This is a genomic window from Herbaspirillum lusitanum (assembly GCF_026127345.1).
Taxonomy (GTDB): Bacteria; Pseudomonadota; Gammaproteobacteria; order Burkholderiales; family Burkholderiaceae_D; genus Herbaspirillum; species Herbaspirillum lusitanum.
The window spans coordinates 113,541-138,954 of the sequence record NZ_QXFG01000009.1 but is presented as its reverse complement, the minus strand read 5'-3'; the positions used below and the strand labels follow the sequence as shown (position 1 = coordinate 138,954).

The following is a 25,414-nucleotide window of genomic DNA, read 5'->3' as shown; positions in this document are numbered from 1 at the left end:
GCGCAGTCAAATCAAACGACAAAAAGAAATAAACTCATGCAAAGCATCACATCAGGCTTGCTCAGCAGCCTCGCCATGCTGCTCGCCAGCGGATCTGTCCAAGCGCAAACCACCGGCACTGACATCGCCGCCAACCAGGAGCAACTACAACGCGAACGCGAGCGGTTACTGCGTCAGCAGCAGGAGCAGTCGCCCGATGTGCGCTTGCCGGCGCCGAAAGAAGTCGATGTCTCTACAATTTTTCCAGTGCAAGAATCGCCTTGCTTTCCCATCTCTCGGATCAGCCTGATCGGCGAAGCGGCCGAACGATTTCAGTTCGCACTGAGCAGCGTCACCGGCCAAGGCGGTGCGCTTGGTAGTTGTCTCGGAACAGAAGGCGTCAATATCGTCATTGCGCACATGCAAAATGCGCTCATCCTGCGAGGCTATACGACATCCCAGATCCGAGCAGCGACCCAAGATCTTAAGAGTGGCGAGCTGGTCCTGACGATCTTGCCCGGGCACGTGCGTCACATCCGTTTCGCACCTGATGCCAGTCCGCGCGGAACCGCCTGGAATGCCCTGCCGATCAACGCAGGCGATATCCTCAATCTGCGCGATATCGAACAAGGGCTGGAGAATTTCAAACGTGTATCGACGGCACAAGCTGACATCGAAGTGACTCCCACCGAAGCGGCCGAGCAGCCCGGCGATAGCGACCTGGTGATCCGCTATCAGCAAAGTTTTCCGTTTCGCTTCAATGTTGCGCTCGACGATGGCGGTTCCAAGGCCACCGGCAAATACCAGGCCGGCGCCACGCTGTCTTATGACAACTGGTGGACTCTCAACGATCTCTTCTATGCAAGCTGGAATCGCAGTCTCGGTCACTATGGCGATCATGGCGTCAACAGCTATACGGTCCATTATTCCGTACCTGCCGGCTACTGGATGCTGGGTGGCACGTTGTCAGGCAGCCGCTATCATCAGCAAGTTGCCGGCGCAAACAACTCCATTATTTATAGCGGCCAAAGCGAAAACGCCGAATTGAAGTTGTCCCGCCTGATATACCGCGATGCCGTCCGCAAGACGACGCTGTCGCTCAAAGGTCTGCTGCGCAACTCGCGCAACTTCATCGACGATACCGAAGTCGGGCCGCAACGCCATCGGACCAGCGCGTGGGAGGCCGGCGTGAATCATCGTGAGTTCATCGGTGATGCCACGGTCGATGCGAACCTGGTCTACCGCCGCGCACTTGACAAGCAAGGCCGGGAACCCGAATCTACCGCCGATCTTCCGCAGTTGGCGACACGCTACGGTCTCTTCGTGGCGGACGCCACGATCAATGCGCCATTCCAGATCGCTGGCCAGCGCCTGCGTTACAACGGCAGCGTACGCACGCAATGGAATCGTGGCGCATTGCCGTCGCAAGACCAGTTCGCCATCGGCGGCCGTTACACTGTGCGCGGCTTCGATGGTGAGCTGATCCTGCAGGCCGAGCGCGGCTGGCTGGTTCGCAACGAACTGGCGTTGGCATTAGGGCAGGGCAATCAGGAGTTGTATGCCGGCATTGATGCGGGACAGGTCAGTGGACCGTCGGCGCAATATCTTCTTGGAGATCGTTTGGCCGGTGCAGTCATCGGCTTGCGCGGGGCATTCTGGACGGTGAGCTATGACGCTTTTATCGCCAGGCCGTTGAACAAGCCGGATGGATTCAAGACTGCGGACGTAACGGGTGGGTTCAGTGTCAATCTTGCATTTTGATTGTTATAACTGCTGTCGGGATTTTCAAGAAAAAAACGGCCACACCCGAAGATGTGGCCGCTTTGATAGCAGACATAACAGACTTCCGATAGCCCGTTCAGCCGGCTCGCCGTTGTCCGGCGAGTCTTCTGACGACCGTCGCAAGACGGTCGATTTCGTCGAAGGTATTATAAAAAGCCAGTGACGGGCGTACCGTCGTTTCGACGCCGAAACGGCGCAGAATCGGTTGGGCGCAGTGATGGCCGGTACGCACGGCGATACCTTCTTCGTTGAGCGCATGACCGACTTCCTCGGTGCTGTAGCCTGCCAGCACGAACGACATCACGCTGGCCTTGTCGTCGGCCGTGCCGATCAGGCGCACGCCCTTGATCTCGCGCAGCTGCTGCATGCCGTAGACCAGCAGGTCGTGCTCATAGCGGGCGATGTTTTCGATGCCGATCTTGTTGACGTAGTCGATCGCGGCGCCCAGTCCGACGGCGTCGGCGATGTTGCCCGTGCCCGCTTCGAACTTGTTTGGGATCGGCTGGAACACCGTCTTCTCGAATGTCACGTCGGCGATCATGTTGCCGCCGCCTTGCCACGGCGGCATGTCTTCCAGCACGTCGCGCTTGCCCCAGACCACGCCGATGCCGGTCGGGCCGAACACCTTGTGGCCCGAGAACACGAAGAAGTCGGCGCCCAGCTCCTGCACGTCGACGCGCATGTGGGACACCGACTGTGCGCCGTCGACCAGCGCCTTGGCGCCGGCGCGATGTGCCAGCTCGACGATTTCCTTGACCGGCGTGACCGTGCCGAGCGCATTCGACACCTGGGTGATCGCCACGATCCTGGTGCGGTCGTTGAGCAGCTTGCGATATTCGTCCAGCAGGATCTGCCCTGAATCGTCCACCGGTATCACGCGCAGTTTCGCGCCCTTGGCGGCGGCCAGCTGTTGCCACGGAACGATGTTGGCGTGATGCTCGAGGTTGGAGACGATGATCTCGTCGCCTTCGCCGACATGCTGTGCACCCCAGCTTTTGGCCACCAGGTTGATGGCTTCTGTCGTGCCGCGCACGAAGATGACTTCGTTGACGTCCGGCGCATTGATGAAGCGGCGCACCCGTTCACGCGCGCCCTCGTAGGCGTCGGTGGCGCGTGCCGCCAGTTCATGCGCGGCGCGGTGGATGTTCGAGTTTTCGTGCGCGTAGAAATAGCTGATGCGGTCGATCACCGACTGCGGCTTGTGCGTTGTTGCCGCGTTGTCGAACCAGACCAGTTGGCGACCGTTGACGCGCTCCTGAAGAATCGGGAAATCGCGTCGCACCGCGTTTACGTCGAACGGCGCATGGCGATCGCCGCCGGCCAGCGGCACCGTCGCATGCGGTTGCGCCTTGGCAGGCGTGACGTAGCCGCTCGGCAGCACCACCGAGTCGACGAAGTAATACTGCGGCGTGGCGGATGGCGAAGGCGCGGATGAGGACGATGCCGCGCCTGGAATTCCGGTCGCCGGTGGCGCAGTCAGGCTGCGGTGTTCCGGGATCGGCGGTGTCGGCAAATGATATGCATCCGGTGTTGCCGGTCCGGGGACATTTCCTGCAGCAGGCTGTCCATAGCTGTCGCTGAGGAAATAGTAAGGCGATGCGCCGGCTGTCGGCCGAGTGCCGCCCGACCCGCCAACTGATTCCGGCACGCCCAGCAAGGCGCCGCCGCTGCGTGCATCGTAGGCAGGCACTGCGCTCAGGATCTTGTCCGGTACGCCGTTGCCGGCCGGAGCAACCGGGGCCAGGGCAGGCGCGCGATTGCCCAGCGACAGCACTTGGGTCGGCGATGCGGGGATCAGGTTGGCGCCGGGAATCTGGCCCTGCGGGATCGGTGTGCCGGGTACGCCCGGCCCGAAACCTGCCGGACTGACCAGCGGCGAACCGGGCGGTGCAATGTTGGCGGGCGCCTGCACACCGTGCGGTGCGAACGGCGGCGCCGGCGGGGCCGAGAAGAACTCGGTCGCCAGGCGCGCCAGCACCGCCGGATCGAACGGCGCGCCTGATGCTTCAGGAACGCCGACAGGCTGGCCGGACGGCAATGAGGGTGGGGGCGAAAGTAGGCTCACGTCGCGGCTTATTTATAGGTGTCGGGATAATCGTGGTACTTGCCGATCTCGACATCGTCGAGCACCGCCAGCGCGTCGGTGGTCAACACCGCGAGCGAGCAATACAGCGAAATCAGATATGACGAAATCGCATGGTTGTTGATGCCCATGAAGCGCACCGACAAGCCCGGGCTTTGTTCGCCCGGCAGGCCGGGTTGGAACAGCCCGACCACGCCCTGGCGCTTGTCGCCCACGCGCAGCAGCAGGATCTTGCTCTTGCCGTCGGCCACCGGCACCTTGTCCGAGGGGATCAGCGGAATGCCGCGCCAGGTGATGAATTGCGAACCGAACAGGCTGATGGTCGGCGGCGGCGTGCCGCGACGGGTGGCTTCGCGGCCGAATGCGGCGATGGCCAGCGGATGCGTGAGGAAGAAGGCCGGTTCTTTCCAGACCTTGGTCAGCAGCTCGTCGAGATCGTCCGGCGTCGGTGCGCCGGTCAGCGGGAAGATGCGCTGTTCATCGGTGACTTGCGCCAGCAGGCCGTAGTCGGGATTGTTGATCAGTTCGCTTTCCTGGTTTTCCTTGATGGTCTCGATGGTCAGGCGCAGCTGTTCCTTGATCTGGTCATGCGGGCTGCTGTACAGATCGGAGACGCGGGTGTGCACGTCCAGCACGGTCGACACCGCGTTGAGGAAATATTCGCGTGGATTTTCTTCGTAGTCGACGAAGGTGCGCGGCAGCTGGTTTTCTTCTTCGCGTGCGGTGCAGGTGACCTTGATCGATTCGGGATTCTTGACCTTGTTGAGGCGATAGATGCCGGCCTCGACGGGAACCCATTGCAACAGATGCGTCAGCCAGCGGGGGCTGATGGTTTCCAGTTGCGGTACGGTTTTGGTTGCGTTTGCTAGTTGCCGTGCGGCGTTATCGCCAAGCGCGGTGGTACCGCCAACTGTTGCCGACATCGTGACTCCAATTCAATAAGTGAAATAAAAAAGACGACTGAAAAATGACCGTCAGAGTGTGGCGTCTCGGCGTTGTTGCCTCAACATGCTATAGCCATCAACTTGATCCCGCGCACCAGGTTCATCTGGCTGATCGCTTCGCCGCGCGTCACCAGGGCGGAGGGCGTCAGCTTCAGAGCGACGGCCAGTTTCTCGACGGTAACCAGCGAGGCGATGGCGCAGCCGCGCTCGATTTCGCCGATGTAGGAGCGATTCAGGTTGGAGTTCTCGGCCAAGCGTTCCTGCGACCAGCCCTGCGCCTCGCGCAACTGCCGCACGCCGATGCCGAAGCTTTGCACCAGCGGGCTGGGGAGGTTGTCGCTGCTTTCCGTCGGCTCGGATTTCGGAGGCTTGCCGGCGTGTTGTCTGGTATTCATGTCAGCTCTCCCGGATGAGGCGGTTCACGATGATGTTCACGTGGAAGCGATGCCGTTGGCAAACGCGCCTTCACGCGACTCCGCCTGCGCGATGCGGCCGCCCGGCGGCACATCGTGGGTCAGCCAGACATTGCCGCCGATGACCGCGCCTTTGCCCAGCGTGATGCGTCCGAGGATGGTGGCGCCGGCATAGATGACGACGTCGTCTTCCACCACCGGATGTCGCGGCAAGCCTTTCTGGAGATTGCCTTCCGCATCGGTCGGAAAACGTTTCGCGCCCAGCGTGACCGCCTGGTAGACGCGTACGCGTTCACCAATGACCGCAGTCTCGCCGATCACTACACCGGTGCCGTGATCGATGAAGAAGCCGGCGCCGATGGTGGCGCCCGGATGGATGTCGATACCGGTGGCGCCGTGCGCGAGTTCGGCGACGATGCGCGCCAGCAGCGGCAGGCCCAGGACATACAGCTGGTGGCCGAGGCGATAGTGGATCATCGCCAGCACGCCGGGATAGCACAGCAACACTTCATCAACGCTGCGCGCCGCCGGGTCGCCCTGATAGGCTGCCAGCACGTCGCTGTCGAGCAGGGTGCGGATGGCCGGGAGCGCGGCTGCGAAAGTCCGTGTCGCCGCCAGTGCACCATGCTCGATGTCGCGCTCGGTGGCGCCGGCGACGCTGGTGAGCGCGGCGTTGTATTTCAATTCAAGCCGCACCTGTTTCAGCAGCGAATGCAGTGCCGCATCCAGTGCATGAGCGACGTGGAAATCTTCGCTTTCCTGGCGCAGGTCGGGCGGGCCGAGGCGCATCGGGAACAGCACGCCCTTCAGGCTCTCGATGACTTCGGACAGCGCGTCACGTGAGGGAAACTCGCGTCCCCCCGGTTCGCTGGCGCGCCGTTGCGCCTGGCGCCAGCTGAGACGCGCTTCGTGCAACGACTGCACGATGTTGGGAATGTCGAAAGTGGCCACGCTGTTCCTTTATCTTTACTTGTTGTCGTCCGGCCGGGCTTGGTCCTGCATTCAGTCCCCGTATTCAGTCCTGGATCCAAGGCAGTCCATGGAAGCGCCAGCCGTCGGCTTTGCCGCGCTGCTGCTGCGCGTCGATCTCGCCTTCGAAGCCTTCCAGTACATTGAAAATACAGGTGAGGCCGGCCTTGGTCGCCGCTTCCGCCGCGAGCGCCGAGCGCTTGCCGCTGCGGCACAGCAGCAGCGCGACGACCTCCTTGCCGCCGATCTTGCTTTCCAGTTCACGCACGAAGCGCGGATTGCGCGTCAGCGCAGTGCCGGTCGCCCACGGCACATGGATGCTGCCGGGAACATGGCCGACAAACTTGCGCTCTTCATTCGAGCGGACATCCACCAGCAAGACCTGCCGGGTGGAAAACAGCTTCCAGGCCAGCACCGGCGGAACGCCGCCGGCGTAGGGCAGGGAAGAAGATCGGGCATCTGCCTTGATGGAGGCCAGCTCCTCGGGCAAGGCCGCTGTGGATACAGGGGATTGGACAGGTGCGGACGAATAAGCGACGGACATGAAGGAGACCTCGATGATTGTTCTGACGTTCTGAATGTTCTGACCTTGCGAATCGGCTCGGACCTGCTCGCCATTGCGGTCATTCTGGTGGCGATAGACGACAGCAGGCCGTTGACATAAATGTACGGGCCGCCAATTTGAAATAAAACGAATAAAAACGAGTTCGCTAGTTTGAAAAACAAATAAGAAGACTGCGGTGCGGATCGTCGGCGACCGCATATTGATATGGTTTTTTATTCGTTCCCTGCTGCGGCCTCTCGTCTTTACAGTAAGCAGGCCCGCGATCAACTTGATCAATCATAAAAAACACATGAAAAAAACAACTACCTTGAAATCGAATACCGCCTCCGCCGTCGACAGTTTGCGTCGCAACGTCCTCAAGGGTGGGGCAGGATTCAGCGCTCTCACCGCCTTTACTGCCTTGACGTCGCTGTTCCCACTCTCCGCCTCGGCCGCCACGCGCGAGCTGCGCATCGGTTACCAGAAGGGCTTGCTCAGTCTGTTGAAAGGCCGCGGCACGCTGGAAAAACGCCTGGCGCCTTTGGGCGTCTCGATCAAGTGGATAGAATTCTCGGCCGGTCCGGTGCAGCTGGAAGCGCTCAGCGTGGGCTCCATCGACTTCGGCGACGTCGGAGAAGCCCCGCCGATCTTTTCGCAGGCGGCGGGGTCGCCGCTGGTCTATGTTGCGGCGACCGTGCCCCGTCCCGGGCTGGAAGGAATCCTGCTGCCGGCCGGTTCCGCCATCAAGTCGGTGGCCGATCTGAAGGGCAAGAAGGTCGCCCTGAACAAGGGTTCCAACGTTCACTACTTCCTGGTCAAGCTGCTGGAAAAATCCGGCCTGCGCTATGCCGACGTCAACCCGGTCTGGTTGTCGCCCGCCGACGCGCGTGCCGCGTTCGAAAAGGGCGCCATCGATGCATGGGCGATCTGGGAGCCTTATCTGGCGGCCGCGCAAAGCACCTTGTCGGCGCAGATCCTGGCGGATGCCAACGGCGTGGTGAAGAATCGCGCCTACTATTTTTCATCGAAGGACTATGCGCAGAAGAACAAGGACGTCATCAACCTCATCATCGATGAACTCAACCAGATCGACGTCTGGGCCAAGGCCAACCATGCGGCCTTGTCGGCGGAACTGTCGACGGTGCTTGGCTTGCCGAAACCAGTAGTCGATATCATGGTCGGCCGCTACAGCTTCGGCACCGAACCGATCACCGGCGCCATCCTGGCGGAGCAGCAGCGCATCGCGGATACTTTCTTCGACCTGAAATTGATTCCCAGGAAGATCGACCTGAAGGAAGCTGCGCCGCCGTGGCTGGCGGTGTGATGTTCGATTGATGTGTTCCTACGCCGCGCGAGCCTGCGTTCCGGCTTGCGCGGGAAGACAGCCGAGCCCTCGCAGCGTGGCGCGGACGGCCTCATCGAGCGGCGTATGCGGCTCTTCACCAAGTACCTGCAGCAGGCGCACGTTATCCATGCGCACCGGCTGTTGCCACAGGTAGCGCATCTCTTTCATTTCACGGAACAGCGGCACGAACGGCGCGGCCGGGCCGAGCAGCCACCACGGGAAGCCGCGCACCGGCAGCCGTGCATTGCCGAGCACGCGGCGGATCGCGTCCGTCATTTGCGTGCCGTCGGCGTCCCAGTGGCCGTTCATGTGGAAGCGCGCGAAGCTCTCCAGCGACGACTCCCGCTCCAGCAGGCGCGACATGGTTTCCGCGAGGTCGGGCAGGTAAGTCCACTGATGGCCGATGCCGGGCTTGCCGGGATAGATGATGGAGGCCGGCGTCTTGCCCGGCTTTACCAGCCCCTGCGAAAACCAGTTGTTGCCGGCATGCGGGCCGAAGAAATCGCCGGCGCGCACGATCAGGCTGCGTACGCCATTGGTCGCCGCGGTTTGCAGGCGCTGTTCCATCTGCGCGCGGATCGCGCCCTTGCGCGTGACCGGGTGCTGCGGCGAATCGACGCGTAGCTCGGGCAGGGCGTCCGGGCCGTAGTTGTAGACCGTGCCCGGCAGCACGATACGCGCGCCGAAGGCCTGGGCGGCGGCGATGCTGTTGTCCATCATCGGCAGCACCAGTTCGGCCCAGCGCCGGTAACCGGGCGGATTGACCGCATGCACGATCACGTCGACGCCGCGCGCGGCGGCCACCACGTCGGCCTGCTGCATGGCGTCGCCGCTGACCCAGTCGAACTTGTGCATGCCAGGCCGGGCCGCGATCTGCCCGGCCTGGCGATGCAATGCACGCACGTGCCAGCCGCGCGCATGCAGGCGATGCGCCATTTCACCACCGATGCCGCCGGTGGCGCCGAGGATCAATACGTTTTTTTCGTTTGCCATCATTCACTCCTGATTGTCTGATTCGCTGATTGTTCGTTGCGATGAGAGGAGTGTCGGGTAAATGTGGGTTAAATGGAATTGGTTAAAAGTATCGTGATGCTATACTTATTTGTATGGATAAAAGAACCGTCGCCGATCCCGGCTGGGAGTTGTATCGCTCTTTCCTCGCGGTATTGCAGGAAGGCTCGCTCTCTGCCGCCGCGCGTGCGCTGGGGTTGACGCAACCGACCATCGGCCGTCACGTCGACGCGCTGGAGCAGGCGGTCGGCTTTGCCTTGTTCACGCGTTCGCAGCACGGCTTCATGCCGACCGAGGCGGCGCTCAGCCTGCAGCCGTACGCCGAAAGCCTGGCCGCCACCACGGCGGCGCTGATGCGTGCGGCCTCGGCGCATGGCGGCGCCGGCGATCAGGTGCGCGGGACGGTGCGCATTACCTCCAGCGAAGTGATCGGCGTCGAAGTGCTGCCGCCCATCCTGCTGGCGCTCAAGCGCAGCCATCCGGAACTGGTGATCGAACTGGCCCTGTCGAGCCGCATCGAGGACTTGCTCAAGCGAGAAGCCGACATCGCCGTGCGCATGGTGCAGCCGACCCAGGAAGTGCTGGTCGCGCGCCGTATCGGCGCCATCGAACTGGGCATGCATGCGCACAAGGATTACCTGGCGCAGCACGGCACGCCGAAAGATCTCGCGCAACTGAACGAGCACGCCATCATCGGTTTCGACAAGGAAACCGCCTTCATCCGCAGCGCCGCCAAACACATGCCGGCCTTGCGCCGCAGCCAGTTCGCGTTGCGCACCAGCAGCGACATTGCGCAGCTGGCGATGATCCGCGCCGGTTACGGCATCGGTTTTTGCCAGACGCCGCTGGCACGACGCGACGCCAGCCTGGTGCGCGTGCTGGCAAAGCAGTTTTCGTTCGCGCTGGAGACCTGGGTGGTGATGCACGAAGACCTGCGCAACAGCGCGCGCGTGCGTGTGGCATTCGATGCGCTGGCGGCGGGTTTGCAGGAATACATCAAGTGACGGGCGCTGATTCGTCTTCCAAACGCGCCATGTGCGAACGTTGCCTGCGCGCGCAGAGCAGTTGCATTTGCAATTGGATCCGGCCGCTACCGTCAGCGGCGCAGGTGTTGATCCTGCAGCATCCGCTGGAAGTCGCCCAGGCCAAGGGCAGCGGGCGCCTGCTGCACCTGAGCCTGACGGACAGCGTGCTGGCGCAGGGTGAGCAATTCGATGAAGCGGTATTGCGGGATTTGCTGTTCGGCGGAGGCATTCAGCCGGTGTTGCTGTATCCACGCACGCCGGGCGAACCGGCCGGCGCCTTGCCCGATCTGTCCACGCCAGAGCGGCTGCGGCTGGTGATTCTCGACGCCACCTGGCGCAAGAGCCGCAAGATGCTGTATCTGAATCCCTTGCTGCAGGTCTTGCCGCGCTTGCCGCTGGTCGATCCGCCGGCCTCGCAATATCGCATCCGCAAGGCGCATCGCGCCGATCAATTGTCGACGCTGGAAGCCGCTTGTCATGCGCTGGGGCAGCTCGAGGACGCCGCCGCCAGGTACTTGCCGCTACTGCAAGCCTTCGATGGTTTCGTGACGCAGCAGGGTTCCTATGTTCCCGCGGACGTACTCAACGATCCTCCAGCCTGATCGGTAATCCCGACAGCGGTTTGACTTCTTCCAGGCAGATCATCGAACGCAGCCCGGCCACGCCCGGCACCTGCATCAGGCGATCGGTCAGGAAGTGCGACAGACTCTTGAGGTCGTGCGATACCACCTTGAGCAGATAATCGAAGTCGCCTGAAATCGTGTAGCACTCGATGATTTCCGGAAAGTCGCGGATCACGCTTTCAACCTCGCGCACCTGCTTGAACTGCGCGCGGTCGAGCGACAGCGCGACAAACGCCGTGACGTCCAGCCCCACCGCCGCCGGCGCCACCAGCGCGGCGTAACGCCGGATCACGCCTTGTTCTTCCAGCACGCGCACGCGGCGCAGGCATTGCGGCGGCGACAGGTGGATGTTTTCCGAGATGTCGACATTGCTCATGCGACCGTCCTGTTGCAGCAATTCAAGGATCTTGACGTCAAGTTTGTCCATGGAACCTCCCGTTAAGCTCGAGCTACGAAATAAAGCTGCATAAGCATGTCTTTATTTATAGGATAAAGAAAGCAAATTTCCAATGTTCATCTGTAAAATTTCCTTCATCGCAGCAAAAGCGGCGTCAAGCCGCACCATTCATCATGGTCAAGTACATCGGAACCCGGGAATTGCAGTCCTTCCTCGCCACGCGCCCGCTGGAGCAGGTCATCGAAGGGCTCGCGGCCACTATCAAAGCAGACTACTTGCGTTGGCAACAGTTCGACAAAACTGCGCGCCTGGCCAGTCATTCGGCCGTGGGCGTGATTGAACTGATGCCGATTTCGGATGGGCGGCTGTATTCCTTCAAATATGTGAACGGACATCCACGAAACACGTCACACGGTTTGCTGACGGTGACCGCCTTTGGCGTGCTGGCCGACGTCGGCAGCGGTTATCCGCGTTTGCTGAGCGAACTGACGCTGACCACGGCCTTGCGCACGGCGGCGACCTCGGTGCTGGCGGCGCGGCACATGGCGCGGCCGGACAGCCGCGTGATGGCGCTGATCGGCAACGGCGCGCAGAGCGAATTCCAGGCGATTGCCTTCCATCGCCTGCTTGGAATTGATGAACTGCGCGTGTTCGACGTCGATGCGGCGGCCACCGACAAGCTGTGCCGCAACCTGGGCGCGTATCCGGACTTGCGCATCGTGCGCGCAGGCAGCGTTGACCAGGCCGTGCGCGGCGCCGACATCGTCACCACCGTCACGGCGGACAAGCGTCGGGCGGTGATCGTCACTGCCGACATGGTGGAAGCAGGCATGCACCTCAATGCCGTCGGCGGCGATTGTCCCGGCAAGACGGAGTTGCAGCGCGAGGTGTTGAGCAGGGCGCGCGTGGTGGTGGAGTTCGAGCCGCAATCGCGCATAGAGGGCGAGTTGCAACAGATGCCGGCGGAGTTCGCCGTGACCGAGTTGTGGCAAGTGCTGGCAGGCGCGGCCAGCGGGCGTGTCGGCGACGACGAGGTAACGGTGTTCGACTCGGTGGGATTTGCGCTGGAGGATTTTTCGGCGCTGCGCTATCTGGACGAACAACTGGACGCACGATTCACACAGCAGATCGACCTGGTGCCGGACCTGGCCGATCCCAAGGATTTGTACGGCGCCGCCGTGAAGGGCGAGTCGACGGAAACATTCACTGCCGCACTGAACCTGCTGCACGCCTGAACAATCAACCATGGAAACCGAAGGAAACAAATGAAAGAAAACCGCAGCAAGGAAATCCGCCTGATCGGCGCTCCCACCGACATCGGCGCGAGCCGTCGCGGCGCCTCGATGGGGCCGGAAGCGTTGCGCGTGGCGAACCTGCAGCAAGCCTTGCAGCAGCATGGCCTCGCCGTGACCGACGGCGGCGACGTCAGCGGCCCGCCCAATCCGCAGCAAGGTCCGGTGCAGGGTTTCCGTCATCTGGAGCAAGTGGTGGCCTGGAATCGCGCAGTGCATGAAGCGGTGCACGGCGCCTTGCACCGCGGGCAGATTCCGGTGCTGCTGGGCGGCGACCACGCGCTGGCGATCGGGTCGATTGCGGCGGTGGCGCAGCATTGCCGCGAGCAGGGCAAGAAGCTGCTGGTGCTGTGGCTGGATGCCCATGCCGACGCCAACACCAGCGACTCGACGCCGACCGGCAACATCCACGGCATGCCGGTGGCGTGCCTGCTGGGCAACGGCCCCGATGCGCTCACCCACATCGGCGGAGTAATACCCGTGCTGCAACCGGATGCGATCCGCCAGGTCGGCATTCGCAGCGTCGATCGCGACGAAAAGCGCCACCTGCACGAACTCGGCCTGCGCGTCTACGACATGCGCCACATCGACGAGCATGGCATGCGCGTGGCCATGGAGCAGGCCTTGTCGGGCATCGACGCCGGCACCCATCTGCATGTGAGCTTCGACATCGATTTCCTCGATCCCGCAGTGGCGCCGGGTGTGGGCACGGCAGTGCCGGGTGGACCGACTTACCGCGAAACCCAGTTATGCATGGAAATGATCGCCGACACCGGCCGGCTCGCATCGCTTGACGTCATGGAGCTCAATCCGGCCTGCGACGTGCGCAACCAGACGGCTGAACTGGTGGTGGAGCTGGTGGAGAGCCTGTTTGGAAAATCGACATTGATTCGATAAAAAAGTAATAAAAAATCAATAAATTGGCTGTTGACTGATCGCTGCATACCCCGGATCATGTCGGGTTCCGCGCTCCGGGCGGCGGCTTTGCAGCGCGTTTGCGCAAATTCGGATCCAGCCCCGGGAAGCAACAAGAATTCATCAACAAGCTCATTTCATAAATTTATCTACAAGCTTATTCAGGGAGAAAAACAATGTCGCTCAAGAAACTCGTCCTGCTCGCAGGCAGCGTGCTGGCTCTGTCGCTGACCGCCGTCTCGGCCCAGGCAGCAGACCAGACTTACGTCGTCGGCGCCGGCGGCACTTACCGTCCGTTTGAATTCGAGACGCCGAAGAAGGAACTGGTCGGTTTCGACATCGACATCATCAAGGCCATCGCCAAGGCGTCCGGCTTCCAGATCAAGCTGGTCAGCACACCATGGGAAGGCATCTTCGCCACTCTGGGCCAGGGTGACCGCGACATCATCATTTCCGGCATCACCATCACCGAGAAGCGCGCCCAGATGGTCGACTTTTCGCTGCCGTACTTCCCGGCCGAGCAAGTCATCATCACCGGCGCCGGCTCCAAGGTCGCCGCGCTGGCTGACCTGAAGAAGCTGCAAGTGGGCGTGGTCAACTCGACCGCCGGCGACATCATCCTGTCGGAAGAAGTCGGCAAGTCCAGCACCGCCATCCACCGTTTCGACAACACGCCGCTGATGCTGGAAGAGCTGTACCGCGGCGGCGTTGATGCCGCCATCGGCGACGTCGGCGTGATCAAGTTCTACATCAAGAGCCATCCTGAAAAACAATTCAAGGTGGTCGGCGACGCCAAGTTCACCCGTCAATACTTCGGCATCGCCGTCAAGAAGGGCAACAAGGAACTGCAGGACAAGATCAACGCCGGCCTGAAGAAGATCGTTGCCGACGGCACCTACGCCAAGATCTACAAGGAATGGTTCGACGCCAACGTGCCGACGCTGCCGCTGCAATAATCCGCAATCCGCACATCTAAGTACTTCTTCTCAATGCCCACGTCTTCTTTGCGAGACGTGGGCAGATTTTTACCCGGATTCCATTCATGAATTCTTTCTTCCAATGGGAAATCATCGGCGAGTACCTGCCCTTGTTCATCGAGGGCACGTGGATGACCATCAAGGTCGCGCTGATCTGCGTCATCTCGGGCACGTGCTGGGGCCTGGCCTTGGGCGTCGGCCGGCTGGCTGAGGCGCGCCACGGTTTCTGGAAATATTTCCTGCGTTACGCGGTGCAGCTGCCGGTGCGCTTCTACGTCAGCTTCCTGCGCGGCACGCCCTTGTTCGTGCAGATCCTGCTGATCCACTTCGCGCTGATGCCGATGCTGATCAATCCGAGCGGCGGCCTGATTCTGAGCGGCGACATCGCGCGCGAGATCCGTTCGCAGTACGGCGCGTTTGCGTCGGCGGTGCTGGCCATCACGCTCAACTCGGGCGCCTACGTGTCGGAAATTTTCCGCGCCGGCATCCAGTCGATCGACCGCGGCCAGAGCGAGGCGTCGCGTTCGCTCGGCATGACCTACATGCAGACGCTGCGCAAGGTGGTGCTGCCGCAGGCGTTCCGCCGCATGCTGCCGCCGCTGGGCAACAACGCCATCGCCATCGTCAAGGATTCATCGCTGGCGTCGGCCATCGGCCTGGCCGAGCTGGCCTATGCCGCGCGCACGGTGTCGGGCGCCTATGCGCGCTACTGGGAGCCGTACCTGACGATCTCGCTGGTGTATTGGGCGATTACCTTGCTGCTGTCGGCGTTCGTGCGGCATCTTGAAAACCGCTACGGCAAAGGAGATGCGCGATGATCAGCGTCAAGCAATTGCAAAAGCAATACGGTGAAGCACACATCCTGCGCGGCATCGACTGCGAGATCAGGGAGAGCGAAGTGGTGTGCGTGATCGGACCTTCCGGTTCGGGCAAGAGCACCTTCCTGCGCTGCCTCAACGGCCTGGAAGAAGCGACCGACGGCGAGATCTTCATCGACGGCGTCAAGGTCAACGATCCGCACGTCAACCTGAACACGCTGCGCGCCGGCCTCGGCATGGTGTTCCAGCGCTTCAACCTGTTCCCGCACATGTCGGTGCTGGAAAACCTGATCATGGCGCCGATGCAGGTGAAGAAACTGTCGCGCCGCGAGGCGGTGCTGGTGGCCGAGAAGCTGCTGCAGAAAGTCGGCTTGCTGGATAAGATCGACGCCTTCCCGAACCAGCTCTCCGGCGGTCAGCAGCAACGCGTGGCGATCGCCCGTGCGCTGGCGATGGAGCCCAAGGTCATGCTGTTCGACGAGCCCACCTCGGCGCTCGATCCGGAACTGGTGGGCGAAGTGCTGACCGTGATGAAGACGCTGGCCGAAGAGGGCATGACGATGGTGGTGGTCACGCACGAGATGGGTTTCGCGCGCGAAGTCTCGGACCGCGTGCTGTTCATCGACCAGGGCGTGATCATGGAAGAAGGTCCGCCGCAGCAGGTACTGGGCGAGCCGAAGAACGAACGCACGCGCGATTTCCTGCGCAAGGTGCTCTAGTACGCTTGAACTGATCCTGCAAGAAAAAACCGCCGTTGCATGCAAATGCAACGGCGGTTTTTTATGCCGGAGCGGTTTAGCGCAAGGCGTCGGTGCATTCCTTGACCAACGCCGGGCCGCGATAGATCAGGCCCGAGTACAACTGCACCAGCGAAGCGCCGGCTTCCATCTTGGCCTTGGCGTTGCTGCCGCTGAGGATGCCGCCGACGCCGATGATCGGCAGCGCGTCGCCGAGCTCGGCCTTGAGGCCGCGCACCACCTGGTTCGACAATTCGAACACCGGCGCACCCGACAGGCCTCCGGCTTCTTCACCGTATTGCAGGCCCTTGACGGCGTCGCGCGTGATGGTGGTGTTGGTGGCGATGACGCCGTCGAGCTTGTGGCGCAGCAGCGCGTCGGCGATGTTCTTGATCTGTTCGCTGTCAATGTCCGGCGCGATTTTCAGCGCCACCGGCACGTAGCGCTTGTGCTGGTCGGCCAGGCGCAGTTGCGCATCCTTCAACTGCGACAGCAGGGCATCGAGTTCGGACGCGCCTTGCAGCTGGCGCAGGTTCTTGGTGTTGGGTGACGAGATGTTGACGGTGACGTAGCTGGCGTAGGGATAGACTTTTTCCAGGCAGTGCAGGTAGTCGTCGGCGGCGCGTTCGATCGGGGTGTCGGCGTTCTTGCCGATGTTCAGACCGAGCACGCCTTGCTTGCCTTGGTAGAAGCGCGAGGCTTGCACGTTGGCGACGAAGGCGTCGACGCCGCCGTTGTTGAAGCCCATGCGGTTGATGATGGCGTGCGCAGCCGGCAGGCGGAACATGCGCGGCTTCGGGTTGCCCGGTTGCGCGCGCGGCGTGACCGTGCCGATTTCAATCGAGCCGAAACCGAGCGCCGCCAGGCCGTCGATGTAGGAACCGTCCTTGTCCAGGCCGGCGGCCAGGCCGACCGGATTGGGGAAGGTGACGCCCATGACCGTACGCGGATCGGCGGCCGGCTTGCTGATGAAGCCGGTCAGGCCGAGCGCGGCGGCGCGGCGCAAGGCGGGCAAGGTCAGGTGGTGGGCGGATTCTGCGTCGAGCGAAAACAGCAGCGGGCGGGCAAGGGCGTAGAGGAATTTATCGGACACGGTGATGGGCTGAAAGGAAACGGACGTGAGCGGCAAGCAAGCCGGAAGAAAAAGTGCCGCCATTTTAACGTGTCCGGGGCGCTTTTCCGCGCAAACGGCGCGTACGAGATGACACTCTCCGCGCTATTCGCGCAATGCAGTCCAGTTGCCGTTCTGTAATGCTTCCAGCGGCTGGAAGTTGGTCTTGTAGGCCATCTTGGCGCTTTCCTTGATCCAATAGCCAAGGTAGACGTAGGGGATGCCGAGCTGGCGGGCTTGCTCGATCTGCCACAGGATGTTGTAGGTGCCGTAGGACGAGCCTTCGACATCGGGATCGTAGAAGGTGTAGACCGATGACAAGCCGTCGTCGAGCACATCGATGATGCTGACCATGCGCAGCGTGCCGTCGGCTTCGCGGAATTCCACCAGGCGCGTGTTGACCTTGCTTTGCAGCAGGAACTGCGCGTACTGGTCGCGGCTGTCCTGGTCCATGCCGCCGCCGGCGTGGCGCACTGATTGATAGCGCAGGTAAAGCTCGTAATGCTCGTAGGCGTACGTCAGGTTGGTGACCAGCGTGACCAGTCCGCTGTTCTTGTTCCAGGCGCGGCGCTGGCTGCGGTTGGGGATGAATTCGGCGGTCTTGATGCGCACCGGCGTACAGGCCTGGCAGCCGTCGCAATAGGGGCGATAGGTGAAGATGCCGCTGCGGCGGAAACCGGTCTTGACCAGTTCGGAATAGACATCGGCGTTGATCAGGTGCGACGGCGTGGCGACTTGCGAGCGGGCTTGCTGGTTATCCAGGTAACTGCAGGGATAGGGAGCCGTTGCATAAAACTGCAACGTGGAAAACGGCAGGTCTTTGAGATGCGTCATGGGCGTCCTGGTGTTGCAATCATTGGCAGTCGCTTCGCTGTGCGCGGCGGTGTAACGATTTCGTCACGATTCCCTGTAATTTACACTACTTTGGGGCGGCAGTAACTGCACCGTCGGCAGGGCTTCAAGGCAAGAGGGCCGGGCGTCAGGCCGGCGGAAACAGGTCCAGCGGATGCCAGAAACCGATCTGCGGCGCCTCGATGGCCACGCGCAGGTGGTTGATGAAGTCGTTGCGAGGAATCGGGATCGCGCCCAGCGACGCCAGGTGCGGCGTCTCCTGCTGGCAATCGATCATCTGCACGCCGTGCCGGCGCAGGAAATGCACCAGGTACGCCAGCGCCACCTTGGAGGCGTCGGTCACGCGCGCAAACATCGATTCCCCGTAGAACATCTGGCCGATCGACACGCCGTAAGCGCCGCCGACCAGCTTCCCTTCCAGCCAGACTTCCGCCGAATGCGCATAACCGGCGCGGTGCAAGCCGCAATAGCCGTCGACGATGTCCTTGGAAATCCAGGTGCCGGCGTCATCGCGGCGCGGTCCGGCGCAGGCGCGCATGACGTCGCGGAAGGCCGAATCGAAACGGATCTCCCAGCGGCGGTCGGTATGGCGGCTGCGCTCGATCTTGCGCAGGGTTTTCTTGAGGCTGTCGGAAATGATGAAACGATCGGTGTACAGCACCATGCGCGGATCGGTGCTCCACCACAGGATGGGCTGGCCTTCCGAGAACCACGGGAAGATGCCGCGGCGGTAGGCTTCGAGCAGGCGTTGCGGCGACAGGTCGGCGCCGGCGGCAAGCAAACCGGCCGGTTCGGCCAGCGCCTTGGACACATCGGGGAAGGGCGAATCGACATCCAGCCAGGAAATCATGCGCTGTTCCGTAAATTAGTCAGGCTGTTCCGGTTGCACCATGCGTTTGCGAATATCGTCGGTGTGCAGACCGAACACGCCATCGCCGGTTTTCACTTTGGCTAAATCGGCAAAGAAGGAACGCAAGGTATATTCCACCGTCGGGAAGGCGATGTCAGCCCAGGGAATCTCGTCTTCCCTGAACATCGTGACTTCCAGGCTTTCGATGCCGGCGGTGTAATCGAGGTCGAGCAGTTCGGCCAGGTAAAAGAAATGCACTTGATGTACGTGCGGCACGTTGATCAGCGAGAACAGCGCGCCCAGCTTGATGCGTGCGCCGGCTTCTTCTTCGGTTTCGCGTTCGGCGGCTTCGGTGGTGGTTTCACCGTTTTCCATGAAGCCGGCCGGCAAGGTCCAGTAGCCGTGACGCGGTTCGATGGCGCGCTTGCACAGCAGCACGCGCACTTCGCCGTCACGCTCCCAGACCGGGATCGAACCGACCACCATTTTTGGATTCTGGTAATGAATGGCGCCGCAATTGCCGCACACGAAGCGAGGGCGATTGTCATCGGGAGGAATCTGCAACGAAACCGGATGAGCGCATTCAGAACAAAATTTCATAAAAGGCGGTAGGCGTGTTTTTGTAGGAACGTCGGGCGGCAAATAATGCGCCATCGTCGGCATGATGATTCACGGCAAATGCGAGGTAGAAGTGTATCACTGTCGCTATCAGGGTTACTCTTTTATGCATGCATCCTTCCCTGTGCAAATCGCGATGCCTCTGCAAGGCATGCGCAGCATGACGCACGTGCTTCAGGCAAAGTATTCTCAGCGGAAGTTTGCATCGGGGGCGGATATGTCGTATAATCTATTTCTTCAGACGCGGGGTGGAGCAGTCTGGCAGCTCGTCGGGCTCATAACCCGAAGGTCGTAGGTTCAAATCCTGCCCCCGCAACCACCGATATAGACGGCCCGGCTACTTGCTTAAGTAGCCGGGCCGTTGCCATTCTGGCCCACACTTGGTTATCTTCCCTCACCTCCAGCTGGATCGAGCCGAAGATATCGCCCAGGATCTTCCTGGCCATCAATGGGTTCTCCCGCAGCGCATCCGTCAGGTTCATCAGGATCTCATTGAAGATGCTGCCGACATTGGGCGTGCGTGCCGCCTCACTTGCCGCTTTGAGTGCGAGCCGGCGCTGCAGCGCGCTACGATCATTTTCCAAAGCCTTCAGCTTGGCGGCCAGCGCCTCCGAGACGCCGACCATTGTGATGGCGTCAATCACTCGCCCGATCTCTGCTGTGAGCTGGGTGATCCGTTTAGTAGCTTGGGCCACATCTTCGGTCGAGCCGGTATTTTCTATCAGCAACTCTTCAAAAGCCTTTTCAAACTCTGCGGCCGCCATCGGTGACAGCAGCTCTGCCCGGATAATCGAAATCAGGCGCTTTTCAACCAGGTCTCTTGGGATGGAGAAACCTTTGCACACGGCCGGGCCACGATCCTTCGCGGCCGCGCAGCCGTAGCGGTCAGCATTGATCGCTACCACGGCCCCGCCGCAGTGGGGGCAGAGCATCATCCCGCCAAAGAGAGTCGTCGCTGGCCGGACCTGGCGCTTACGCCCATGTTCGTCCCGTCCGGCATCAATGCGCTCGCGCACGCGGCGCCAGAGTTCGTCATCAATGATGCGCAGCTCCGGCAGACTGGCCATCTGCCATTCCTGTCGGGGGCGCTCTGTTCTTTGGCGCCGGCCGGTATCCGGGTCTTTGATCCATTGAGATCTGTTCCAGACGTACTGTCCCACATACATCGAGTTATTCAAGATGCCCGAGCCCTTCACCGGGCTGCCATAGATGGCGGACACGGCCCACGTGCTATCGCGCGGCGATGATACGCCCTGGTTATTCAGTTCATGGGCGATCCGCTGCACGCTGTTTCCAGCGGCATATTGCTCGAAAATCCAAACGACCCAGCGTGCCTGGCTTTCGTTGATCTTGTACGTGCTCCCGCCGTCCGCCTTCACGATGTCATATCCATACGACTTCCCGCCGGCGATATATCCCCGCTCCACCTGGCCGGCCTGGCCTCGATGCGTCTTACTGCGCAGGTCGTCCAAGTAGAGATCGTTGATCAGCCCTCGGACGCCACGCATTATCTTGCGACCGCTGTGCCGCGAGTCGTAGCCATCCGAAACGCCGATGATCCGGATGCCACGATGCTCCAGGCGACGGACAATCTGCTCTTGCTCGACCTGGTCGCGTGCAAGGCGGTCCAGGCCTTCCACCAGTAGCAGATCAAAGCGGCCGGCGAGCGCGTCAGCCAGCATCGCGTTGCCGGCAGGGCGGGTGCCCACTGCGGTCGAGCCAGAGATGGCAGCATCGCAGCGCTCGAATTCGACCGTTGCGCCCTCCCGGTCAGCCCGGGCGCGGCATACACGTAACTGATCGTCGAGAGATGTTTCGCTCTGTTTGTCGCTGCTATACCGTGCGTAGATCGTTGCCTTCATTGCCATCATGTGTTGTTGACGTTTCGATATTTGGTGGATTTCCGATCAGCCATTTCTTAACAGCCTGAGACGCAAGCATTCTGATCAGGGGGCGCATGTTTGAGTTTTCTTGAAGCATATCAGTCCCCATAAATGGGGAACTCGGGTATTTGTTTTTGGTGCGCTTCATCATTTCACCTCCAGCTTTTTCTGCTTGGGCTTCGGCTTTCTAGCTCCCGTGTTGGGTGGTGGCGGCAGGTCTGATACTGGACGGTTTTCTGCCCACTCCAAGACCTCCTTCACCAACCAGCCTACGCGTCGGCCGCCGAGATGGCGAGGTGCGGGGAACTGCTGCTCTCGGATGAGCTTCTGTATCGTAGTTTCGCTCAGTGTTGTCGCTATGCACAGTTCATGCATGTCCAAAAAGAATTTGATCGGGCTATTCATACATCCTCTGTCATGCTCTGGATGATGGTGGTGGTGTAGTGCTCCGTCATGGGAAGCGTCTCCTTTTTGAGGATCGCGAGGTCGCGGCGGACTGCATCAATATCCGACTGGAAGATCATCACGCCGTAGGCAAATTTGTTCGCCAACTGGCGGAGTGAGCTCGTGGGCATCTCGCGGCCGCTGATGCGGGCGTGCGCCTCGTAGAACTCGGCGAAGCCCTCGATGGCACCGGCGAGCTCGTACCAAATGTGGCTGCTGGGAGCGCGATAGACCGCGCCATCCTTGTCCGCATCGATGTCGCCAGTAGTCTCGAGCGTCGTCAGGATATCTTCGACGGGTCCAAAGGTGGCGCGCATCCGCCACGGCATCTGTGCCATCGTCAGGCCGCCGTGGTCGCGGACGACCTGGTGCTTGTGTTTACGGGCTGCGCGCTTTGCCCGACTGCGCAGATGGCCGCTCACGATCCGTCCTTCGACTTCGGGAAGGGCCAGGCAGCGTTCGGATCAGCATCCGGGGTTGGCGCAGTCTTCTTGGGCCGAGCAGGCTGCTTCTTCGCGGCCTTGGGCTTGGGTGTCTCGGCGGGCTCTTCAGTCGGCTCTTTCTTGGTAGGCGTCATTGCCTCGGCAAGCTCTTGCAGTGGCTCGGCGAGGTGCTTGTCTCGTAGCAGATCAATGTCGATGCCGCAGATGTTTCCGAGCTTGATGAGGGTCTGATAGTGCTGATAATTCCATTCTTCCCATTCGTCCTCGAACTTGATGAGGCCACCATCGATGGCGCCACCGTAGACACTCGGAATGTTGCTGAGTACCGCGTCGAGGTGCAAGCGGCATACATCCTCATCGGAGGCGTGCTCTACCAACTCCTCGACGGCGGCTGCCTCCATAAAATCGACGTTATACGACTCATCCACTTTCTGCGAAAAACTGAGTTGTTCGGAGCGCGCTGCTTGTCCTGCTGAGAAGACAGCCAGAGTCCGGTAGATTGGCAGTAAGGTCTGCTGATCGACGAGATCCTTGATTTCCTCCAGGAGATCTTCATGGAAAACGTTATAGGCCTTGGCGATCTTCCAGTTGATCTCACCAAGACGGTTGCGCAGAACGGCGGCGGGGTCTTCCTGGTCCGTCGCTTTCTTCTCCTTCGCCAGTTCGATGCGCTGTTGCTCTTCCTGCTTATCGAATTCCTCTTCTTCTGCTTCGGTCCTGGCCAAGCCTGCCTTCTCGAGCGCGCACTGGATATCGCTCTTCGAGTAGATGTTCGTGATGTGTCCAGATAGATTCTTGAATATTCCAATAGGCTTGGGCATTCGGTCGGTGCCGAGCAAATCATCGACAGGCATGTTCTGGTGATCGGCGTTGATAAGCCGGTCGAAGGTACGCGCCAGGACGAAGTCCGTGCTCAGATCACCGTTGCGCTCCGTCTTGCATTGCTCCCAAGATTCGTAGAAGCGGATTTTCTTCTTTGCGGCTTTATCGATTTCAGCCGTATTGTGCGCCTCGGTCTTCATTTCAAAGCAGTCGGGATCAGTGCAGACGTCTGCAGTGATGTCGGGGAACTTATCGGGATCGTTTGCGGTACGCTTCGGGCATTCTGCGCATGATCCTGCTGCCTTGCAGAGCTTCGCATCCACCAGGCTGAATACAGCTCGATTGATGTCAAGGGTGTAGCGTTGCTCGATCCAAGTCTTAGCCTGCCGGTAGGACATGGGGGAGCCTGCTCCATTGTTTGTCAGAACTTCGCCTGCAGCTCGCTCTTGGAGGCTGGCTACTGGAATGCGGGCGATGAGCAATGCGGTCGATGGTGCAAGCCGACCGTCGTTTAAGCCGATACGTGCCTCGGCGCAGAGGTCAAGCAGCTGCAGGCGTGAATACGCCCAGCGGCGCTTAACGCCCAGCTCGGTGCAAATATCGTCAATCTTTAGGCCGTGGTCGCGCATGGCGCGGGCCATAGCCTCGGCCTCTTCGAGCGGTGGCACGCCGGCGCGCTGGTGATTCTCGACTAGCTGGATAATGGCCACCTCGGCATCGCTCAACTGACGCACGATGCCGGGGATCTCGGTCAGGCCGGCGATCTGGGATGCTCGATATCGGCGCTCGCCTGCGACCAGCTGCAGGCGCGTATCGCTATCTTCAATGGTACGCAACAGGATGGGCTGGATAACGCCGCTGACCTTAATGCTATCCGCCAGTTCCTGCAGGGCGTTTTCATCAAATGTCCGTCGCGGCTGGTTGGGATCGGTCTCGATAAATTGCAGCGGGATCATCCCGAACTGCGCTTGGGTGACTTGATTCATGGTCATCTCCGGATTAGTGAGTGGTGGGGACGGTGAAGAGCAGGGCACCAGCGAAGCCGAGAACCGGGTTCGCGACATCGATGCGCCAGGTGGTATGGCCCGGCCTGGTCTGCCGGCAAAGTTGTGGGACGCTGAGCTGGTAGCCGGCAGCGAGCATTGAGTTGAATTCGTCTAGGAGCGTACGAGCGACATCCTGGCCAAGCAGGGGCGAGCAGCCGGCCTTGGATGCGACGGCAAGCCCCAGCTCCTGGAGCGTCATCTGTGGGGCGACTGTCTTGGGGAGGTGGCGCATGTGGTCACTCCCCGAATACGCTGCAGGCATTACGGCGGGCCTCTGCGGTCCTAGGGCCAGCAACATCCCTCGGCCACTCGACTGAACACAGGGAGCGCAGCTGATCGACAGACGGTAGCTCCTCGATAGTCATCTCGCGGCCGAGATCCACGAAGGCCTCCAGCTCGGGGCCGTTCTTGGTGAATGCCTGGGCAATCAGCAGGAGATAGACGGCCGCAATGGCGGCGATGAGGCGGGTGAGGGCGGTTCGGATCATGCTGGCCTCACCGAGATCTTGCACATGCCGAACATATCGAGTGCAGACGTATGCACATCGAAAGAGGAGTGCGCGATGATGGTCAGGGTCAGCGGGACGCCGCTCTCGCGAGTGACTGTCAGCAGGAAGGCTTTCATGCGGCGCGCTCCTTGATCTGGCAATCCAAAAACGCGGCAACCTTCGGAGCTTCCTTCGCGGCGATGTCAAACGCCGTATCTCCTATCCATAGAGCCCAAACATTGTCACCGACGCCTTCAACGCGCGCGTTGGAGAGTGTTTGTCCACTTGCATAGGCCAGCATTTGGCTGGGGCGTGCCTTGGAGGTATAGAAAAGGGAGGCCCAGCACCGAGTTTCGCAGCGAGATACGGATAAATGCAGGGCTTTGATCGGTGTCGAGACCTGGAGTCTCTGGGTTTCGGGCGCGCTCATGCCTTCCTCGCTTTCGTCCAGGTGCAAGGGAAAGCGACGAAGCGCCGGTCGTTGTTGTCGGGGAGAAGTCTGTCGCTGGGGCTGGTGATGAAGGTGATCTTGGGAGCATGCTTCTCCGCTGTCTTCTGGCAGCTCACGCAATGGCCGTACTGCGTCAGGGCCTTGGCGGTCGTCTGCTTGCCGCATGCGCACTTGTGACGCACGTGCGAGACATGGAGGGTCTTGTGGGTGACGGCGCGGAAGCGTGCCTCAGATTCCGGCGCCAGGTGGAAGCGGGTCATTTGGCGCCTCGCGAAGGTTCGCTTGCTGCAACGCCTTGCGCCGACGAAACTGGCGTGTTGAGGGGCCATTCTCGGCGTGACGGCGGTCGGCGACCGGCAAGGAAGTTGAACTTGGCTGGCAGCTGAATGGCTGCGGCTTTTTTGCGGACTGATTGCATCTAATCCTCCATCTAGGGTGCACGGCACAGATGGAGGGATAATAAAGTTAAACTTGTAAAGCGACAAGTAAAACTTGTATTAAGAAGTGTTGTTTTTAAAGTTTAAGTTAAGTGCCTAATTTCCCCGGTGCCAG

The 25,414-nt window shown here is 60.9% G+C and carries 30 protein-coding genes, 1 tRNA gene and 1 pseudogene; 11 read left to right on the top strand and 21 right to left on the bottom strand.

The genetic code is table 11. The features are described 5' to 3' along the window. The first annotated feature begins 36 nt into the window (after positions 1 to 36). Positions 37 to 1,740, top strand: a complete 1,704-nt coding sequence (locus DXT88_RS14350; RefSeq protein ID WP_265214431.1) for a ShlB/FhaC/HecB family hemolysin secretion/activation protein — start codon at positions 37 to 39, stop codon at positions 1,738 to 1,740. Between the two features lie 97 nt (positions 1,741 to 1,837). Here the strand turns inward: DXT88_RS14350 and DXT88_RS14345 are convergent, their stop codons facing one another. From DXT88_RS14345 to DXT88_RS14325, 5 genes are all read right to left on the bottom strand, one after another. Beyond that, entirely contained in the window at positions 1,838 to 3,826 is a 1,989-nt protein-coding gene (locus tag DXT88_RS14345) for a family 2A encapsulin nanocompartment cargo protein cysteine desulfurase (RefSeq protein WP_265214429.1), read from the bottom strand. A gap of 8 nt (positions 3,827 to 3,834) precedes the next feature. Then, entirely contained in the window at positions 3,835 to 4,767 is a 933-nt protein-coding gene (locus tag DXT88_RS14340; RefSeq protein WP_016835647.1) for a family 2A encapsulin nanocompartment shell protein, read from the bottom strand. A gap of 80 nt (positions 4,768 to 4,847) precedes the next feature. Further along, the gene (locus DXT88_RS14335) at positions 4,848 to 5,183 is read right to left on the bottom strand and encodes a helix-turn-helix domain-containing protein (protein WP_265214426.1); all 336 of its coding nucleotides are present in this window, start codon (positions 5,181 to 5,183) and stop codon (positions 4,848 to 4,850) included. A gap of 36 nt (positions 5,184 to 5,219) precedes the next feature. After that, positions 5,220 to 6,152 (bottom strand): serine O-acetyltransferase EpsC, encoded by a 933-nt coding sequence (gene epsC / locus DXT88_RS14330; RefSeq protein WP_265214424.1) that lies wholly within the window; start codon positions 6,150 to 6,152, stop codon positions 5,220 to 5,222. Positions 6,153 to 6,216: 64 nt separating this feature from the next. Beyond that, positions 6,217 to 6,714 carry a rhodanese-like domain-containing protein gene (locus DXT88_RS14325; RefSeq protein WP_265214532.1) on the bottom strand — a complete coding sequence of 166 codons (498 nt, stop codon included), beginning with the start codon at positions 6,712 to 6,714 and terminating at the stop codon, positions 6,217 to 6,219. Positions 6,715 to 7,024: 310 nt separating this feature from the next. Here DXT88_RS14325 and DXT88_RS14320 point away from each other — a divergent pair, with 310 nt between their 5' ends. Beyond that, positions 7,025 to 8,038, top strand: coding sequence for a sulfonate ABC transporter substrate-binding protein (locus tag DXT88_RS14320; protein ID WP_265214422.1), 1,014 nt, complete (start codon positions 7,025 to 7,027; stop codon positions 8,036 to 8,038). Positions 8,039 to 8,056: 18 nt separating this feature from the next. Here the strand turns inward: DXT88_RS14320 and DXT88_RS14315 are convergent, their stop codons facing one another. Beyond that, positions 8,057 to 9,055 (bottom strand): SDR family oxidoreductase, encoded by a 999-nt coding sequence (locus DXT88_RS14315; protein ID WP_407649341.1) that lies wholly within the window; start codon positions 9,053 to 9,055, stop codon positions 8,057 to 8,059. 110 nt (positions 9,056 to 9,165) lie between these two features. Between DXT88_RS14315 and DXT88_RS14310 the strand changes: the two genes are divergently transcribed. After that, positions 9,166 to 10,074 (top strand): LysR family transcriptional regulator, encoded by a 909-nt coding sequence (locus tag DXT88_RS14310; RefSeq protein ID WP_265214418.1) that lies wholly within the window; start codon positions 9,166 to 9,168, stop codon positions 10,072 to 10,074. A gap of 29 nt (positions 10,075 to 10,103) precedes the next feature. Next, positions 10,104 to 10,697 (top strand): tRNA-uridine aminocarboxypropyltransferase, encoded by a 594-nt coding sequence (locus DXT88_RS14305; protein ID WP_265214531.1) that lies wholly within the window; start codon positions 10,104 to 10,106, stop codon positions 10,695 to 10,697. Here DXT88_RS14305 and DXT88_RS14300 read toward each other — a convergent pair. Next, complete coding sequence (locus DXT88_RS14300) at positions 10,678 to 11,145, bottom strand: Lrp/AsnC family transcriptional regulator (protein WP_016835655.1); 468 nt, start codon at positions 11,143 to 11,145, stop codon at positions 10,678 to 10,680. The two genes, DXT88_RS14305 and DXT88_RS14300, sit on opposite strands and share 20 nt — an antisense overlap. Before the next feature lie 143 nt (positions 11,146 to 11,288). Here DXT88_RS14300 and DXT88_RS14295 point away from each other — a divergent pair, with 143 nt between their 5' ends. The 5 genes from DXT88_RS14295 to DXT88_RS14275 all read left to right on the top strand — a co-directional run bounded on the left by DXT88_RS14295 (position 11,289) and on the right by DXT88_RS14275 (position 15,836). After that, positions 11,289 to 12,350: an ornithine cyclodeaminase gene (locus DXT88_RS14295; protein WP_265214415.1), complete on the top strand. Its 1,062-nt coding sequence runs from the start codon at positions 11,289 to 11,291 to the stop codon at positions 12,348 to 12,350. Positions 12,351 to 12,380: 30 nt separating this feature from the next. Then, positions 12,381 to 13,304, top strand: a complete 924-nt coding sequence (gene rocF / locus DXT88_RS14290; protein ID WP_265214413.1) for an arginase — start codon at positions 12,381 to 12,383, stop codon at positions 13,302 to 13,304. Positions 13,305 to 13,498: 194 nt separating this feature from the next. Next, positions 13,499 to 14,278, top strand: coding sequence for a basic amino acid ABC transporter substrate-binding protein (locus tag DXT88_RS14285; RefSeq protein ID WP_016835658.1), 780 nt, complete (start codon positions 13,499 to 13,501; stop codon positions 14,276 to 14,278). Between the two features lie 86 nt (positions 14,279 to 14,364). Then, positions 14,365 to 15,117 carry an amino acid ABC transporter permease gene (locus DXT88_RS14280; RefSeq protein WP_016835659.1) on the top strand — a complete coding sequence of 251 codons (753 nt, stop codon included), beginning with the start codon at positions 14,365 to 14,367 and terminating at the stop codon, positions 15,115 to 15,117. Further along, positions 15,114 to 15,836: an amino acid ABC transporter ATP-binding protein gene (locus tag DXT88_RS14275; protein ID WP_265214406.1), complete on the top strand. Its 723-nt coding sequence runs from the start codon at positions 15,114 to 15,116 to the stop codon at positions 15,834 to 15,836. Before DXT88_RS14280 ends, DXT88_RS14275 begins: the two co-directional genes overlap by 4 nt. Positions 15,837 to 15,912: 76 nt before the next feature. Here DXT88_RS14275 and DXT88_RS14270 read toward each other — a convergent pair whose 3' ends face one another. From DXT88_RS14270 to DXT88_RS14255, 4 genes are all read right to left on the bottom strand, one after another. Then, positions 15,913 to 16,947: a quinone-dependent dihydroorotate dehydrogenase gene (locus tag DXT88_RS14270; RefSeq protein WP_265214404.1), complete on the bottom strand. Its 1,035-nt coding sequence runs from the start codon at positions 16,945 to 16,947 to the stop codon at positions 15,913 to 15,915. 123 nt (positions 16,948 to 17,070) lie between these two features. Next, on the bottom strand, positions 17,071 to 17,799 hold the full coding sequence (locus tag DXT88_RS14265; RefSeq protein ID WP_016835662.1) for an arginyltransferase: 729 nt from the start codon (positions 17,797 to 17,799) through the stop codon (positions 17,071 to 17,073). Between the two features lie 145 nt (positions 17,800 to 17,944). After that, positions 17,945 to 18,667 carry a leucyl/phenylalanyl-tRNA--protein transferase gene (gene aat, locus DXT88_RS14260; RefSeq protein WP_265214401.1) on the bottom strand — a complete coding sequence of 241 codons (723 nt, stop codon included), beginning with the start codon at positions 18,665 to 18,667 and terminating at the stop codon, positions 17,945 to 17,947. A gap of 15 nt (positions 18,668 to 18,682) precedes the next feature. Beyond that, positions 18,683 to 19,267 carry an NUDIX hydrolase gene (locus DXT88_RS14255; protein WP_029363812.1) on the bottom strand — a complete coding sequence of 195 codons (585 nt, stop codon included), beginning with the start codon at positions 19,265 to 19,267 and terminating at the stop codon, positions 18,683 to 18,685. Positions 19,268 to 19,527: 260 nt separating this feature from the next. Here DXT88_RS14255 and DXT88_RS14250 point away from each other — a divergent pair. Together DXT88_RS14250 and DXT88_RS14245 are read left to right on the top strand one after the other, a co-directional pair. Then, positions 19,528 to 19,604: transfer RNA gene (locus DXT88_RS14250), tRNA-Met, on the top strand. A 61-nt stretch (positions 19,605 to 19,665) separates the two neighbouring features. Next, a complete protein-coding gene (locus DXT88_RS14245; protein WP_265214398.1) occupies positions 19,666 to 20,055 on the top strand; it encodes a hypothetical protein in 390 nt (129 codons plus the stop codon). A 288-nt stretch (positions 20,056 to 20,343) separates the two neighbouring features. Here the strand turns inward: DXT88_RS14245 and DXT88_RS14240 are convergent. From DXT88_RS14240 to DXT88_RS14195, 10 genes and pseudogenes are all read right to left on the bottom strand, one after another. After that, positions 20,344 to 21,147: pseudogene (locus DXT88_RS14240) on the bottom strand (recombinase family protein); the annotation flags it as partial. Further along, positions 21,119 to 21,319 carry a hypothetical protein gene (locus DXT88_RS14235; protein WP_265214397.1) on the bottom strand — a complete coding sequence of 67 codons (201 nt, stop codon included), beginning with the start codon at positions 21,317 to 21,319 and terminating at the stop codon, positions 21,119 to 21,121. The gene DXT88_RS14235 and the pseudogene DXT88_RS14240, both read right to left, overlap by 29 nt. Then, a complete protein-coding gene (locus DXT88_RS14230) occupies positions 21,316 to 21,573 on the bottom strand; it encodes a helix-turn-helix transcriptional regulator (RefSeq protein WP_265214395.1) in 258 nt (85 codons plus the stop codon). Before DXT88_RS14230 ends, DXT88_RS14235 begins: the two co-directional genes overlap by 4 nt. Then, positions 21,570 to 22,034 (bottom strand): hypothetical protein, encoded by a 465-nt coding sequence (locus tag DXT88_RS14225; protein ID WP_265214394.1) that lies wholly within the window; start codon positions 22,032 to 22,034, stop codon positions 21,570 to 21,572. The genes DXT88_RS14230 and DXT88_RS14225 overlap by 4 nt, the downstream gene beginning before the upstream one ends. Beyond that, positions 22,031 to 23,863: a ParB/RepB/Spo0J family partition protein gene (locus DXT88_RS14220; protein ID WP_265214392.1), complete on the bottom strand. Its 1,833-nt coding sequence runs from the start codon at positions 23,861 to 23,863 to the stop codon at positions 22,031 to 22,033. The genes DXT88_RS14225 and DXT88_RS14220 overlap by 4 nt, the downstream gene beginning before the upstream one ends. A gap of 13 nt (positions 23,864 to 23,876) precedes the next feature. Beyond that, positions 23,877 to 24,155 (bottom strand): hypothetical protein, encoded by a 279-nt coding sequence (locus DXT88_RS14215; RefSeq protein WP_265214391.1) that lies wholly within the window; start codon positions 24,153 to 24,155, stop codon positions 23,877 to 23,879. Between the two features lie 4 nt (positions 24,156 to 24,159). Continuing rightward, positions 24,160 to 24,411, bottom strand: a complete 252-nt coding sequence (locus DXT88_RS14210; RefSeq protein WP_265214389.1) for a hypothetical protein — start codon at positions 24,409 to 24,411, stop codon at positions 24,160 to 24,162. Next, entirely contained in the window at positions 24,408 to 24,548 is a 141-nt protein-coding gene (locus DXT88_RS14205) for a hypothetical protein (protein WP_265214387.1), read from the bottom strand. The genes DXT88_RS14210 and DXT88_RS14205 overlap by 4 nt, the downstream gene beginning before the upstream one ends. Beyond that, positions 24,545 to 24,841, bottom strand: coding sequence for a hypothetical protein (locus DXT88_RS14200; RefSeq protein ID WP_265214385.1), 297 nt, complete (start codon positions 24,839 to 24,841; stop codon positions 24,545 to 24,547). The genes DXT88_RS14205 and DXT88_RS14200 overlap by 4 nt, the downstream gene beginning before the upstream one ends. Further along, a complete protein-coding gene (locus DXT88_RS14195; protein ID WP_265214383.1) occupies positions 24,838 to 25,122 on the bottom strand; it encodes a hypothetical protein in 285 nt (94 codons plus the stop codon). Before DXT88_RS14195 ends, DXT88_RS14200 begins: the two co-directional genes overlap by 4 nt. Positions 25,123 to 25,414 lie beyond the last annotated feature (292 nt).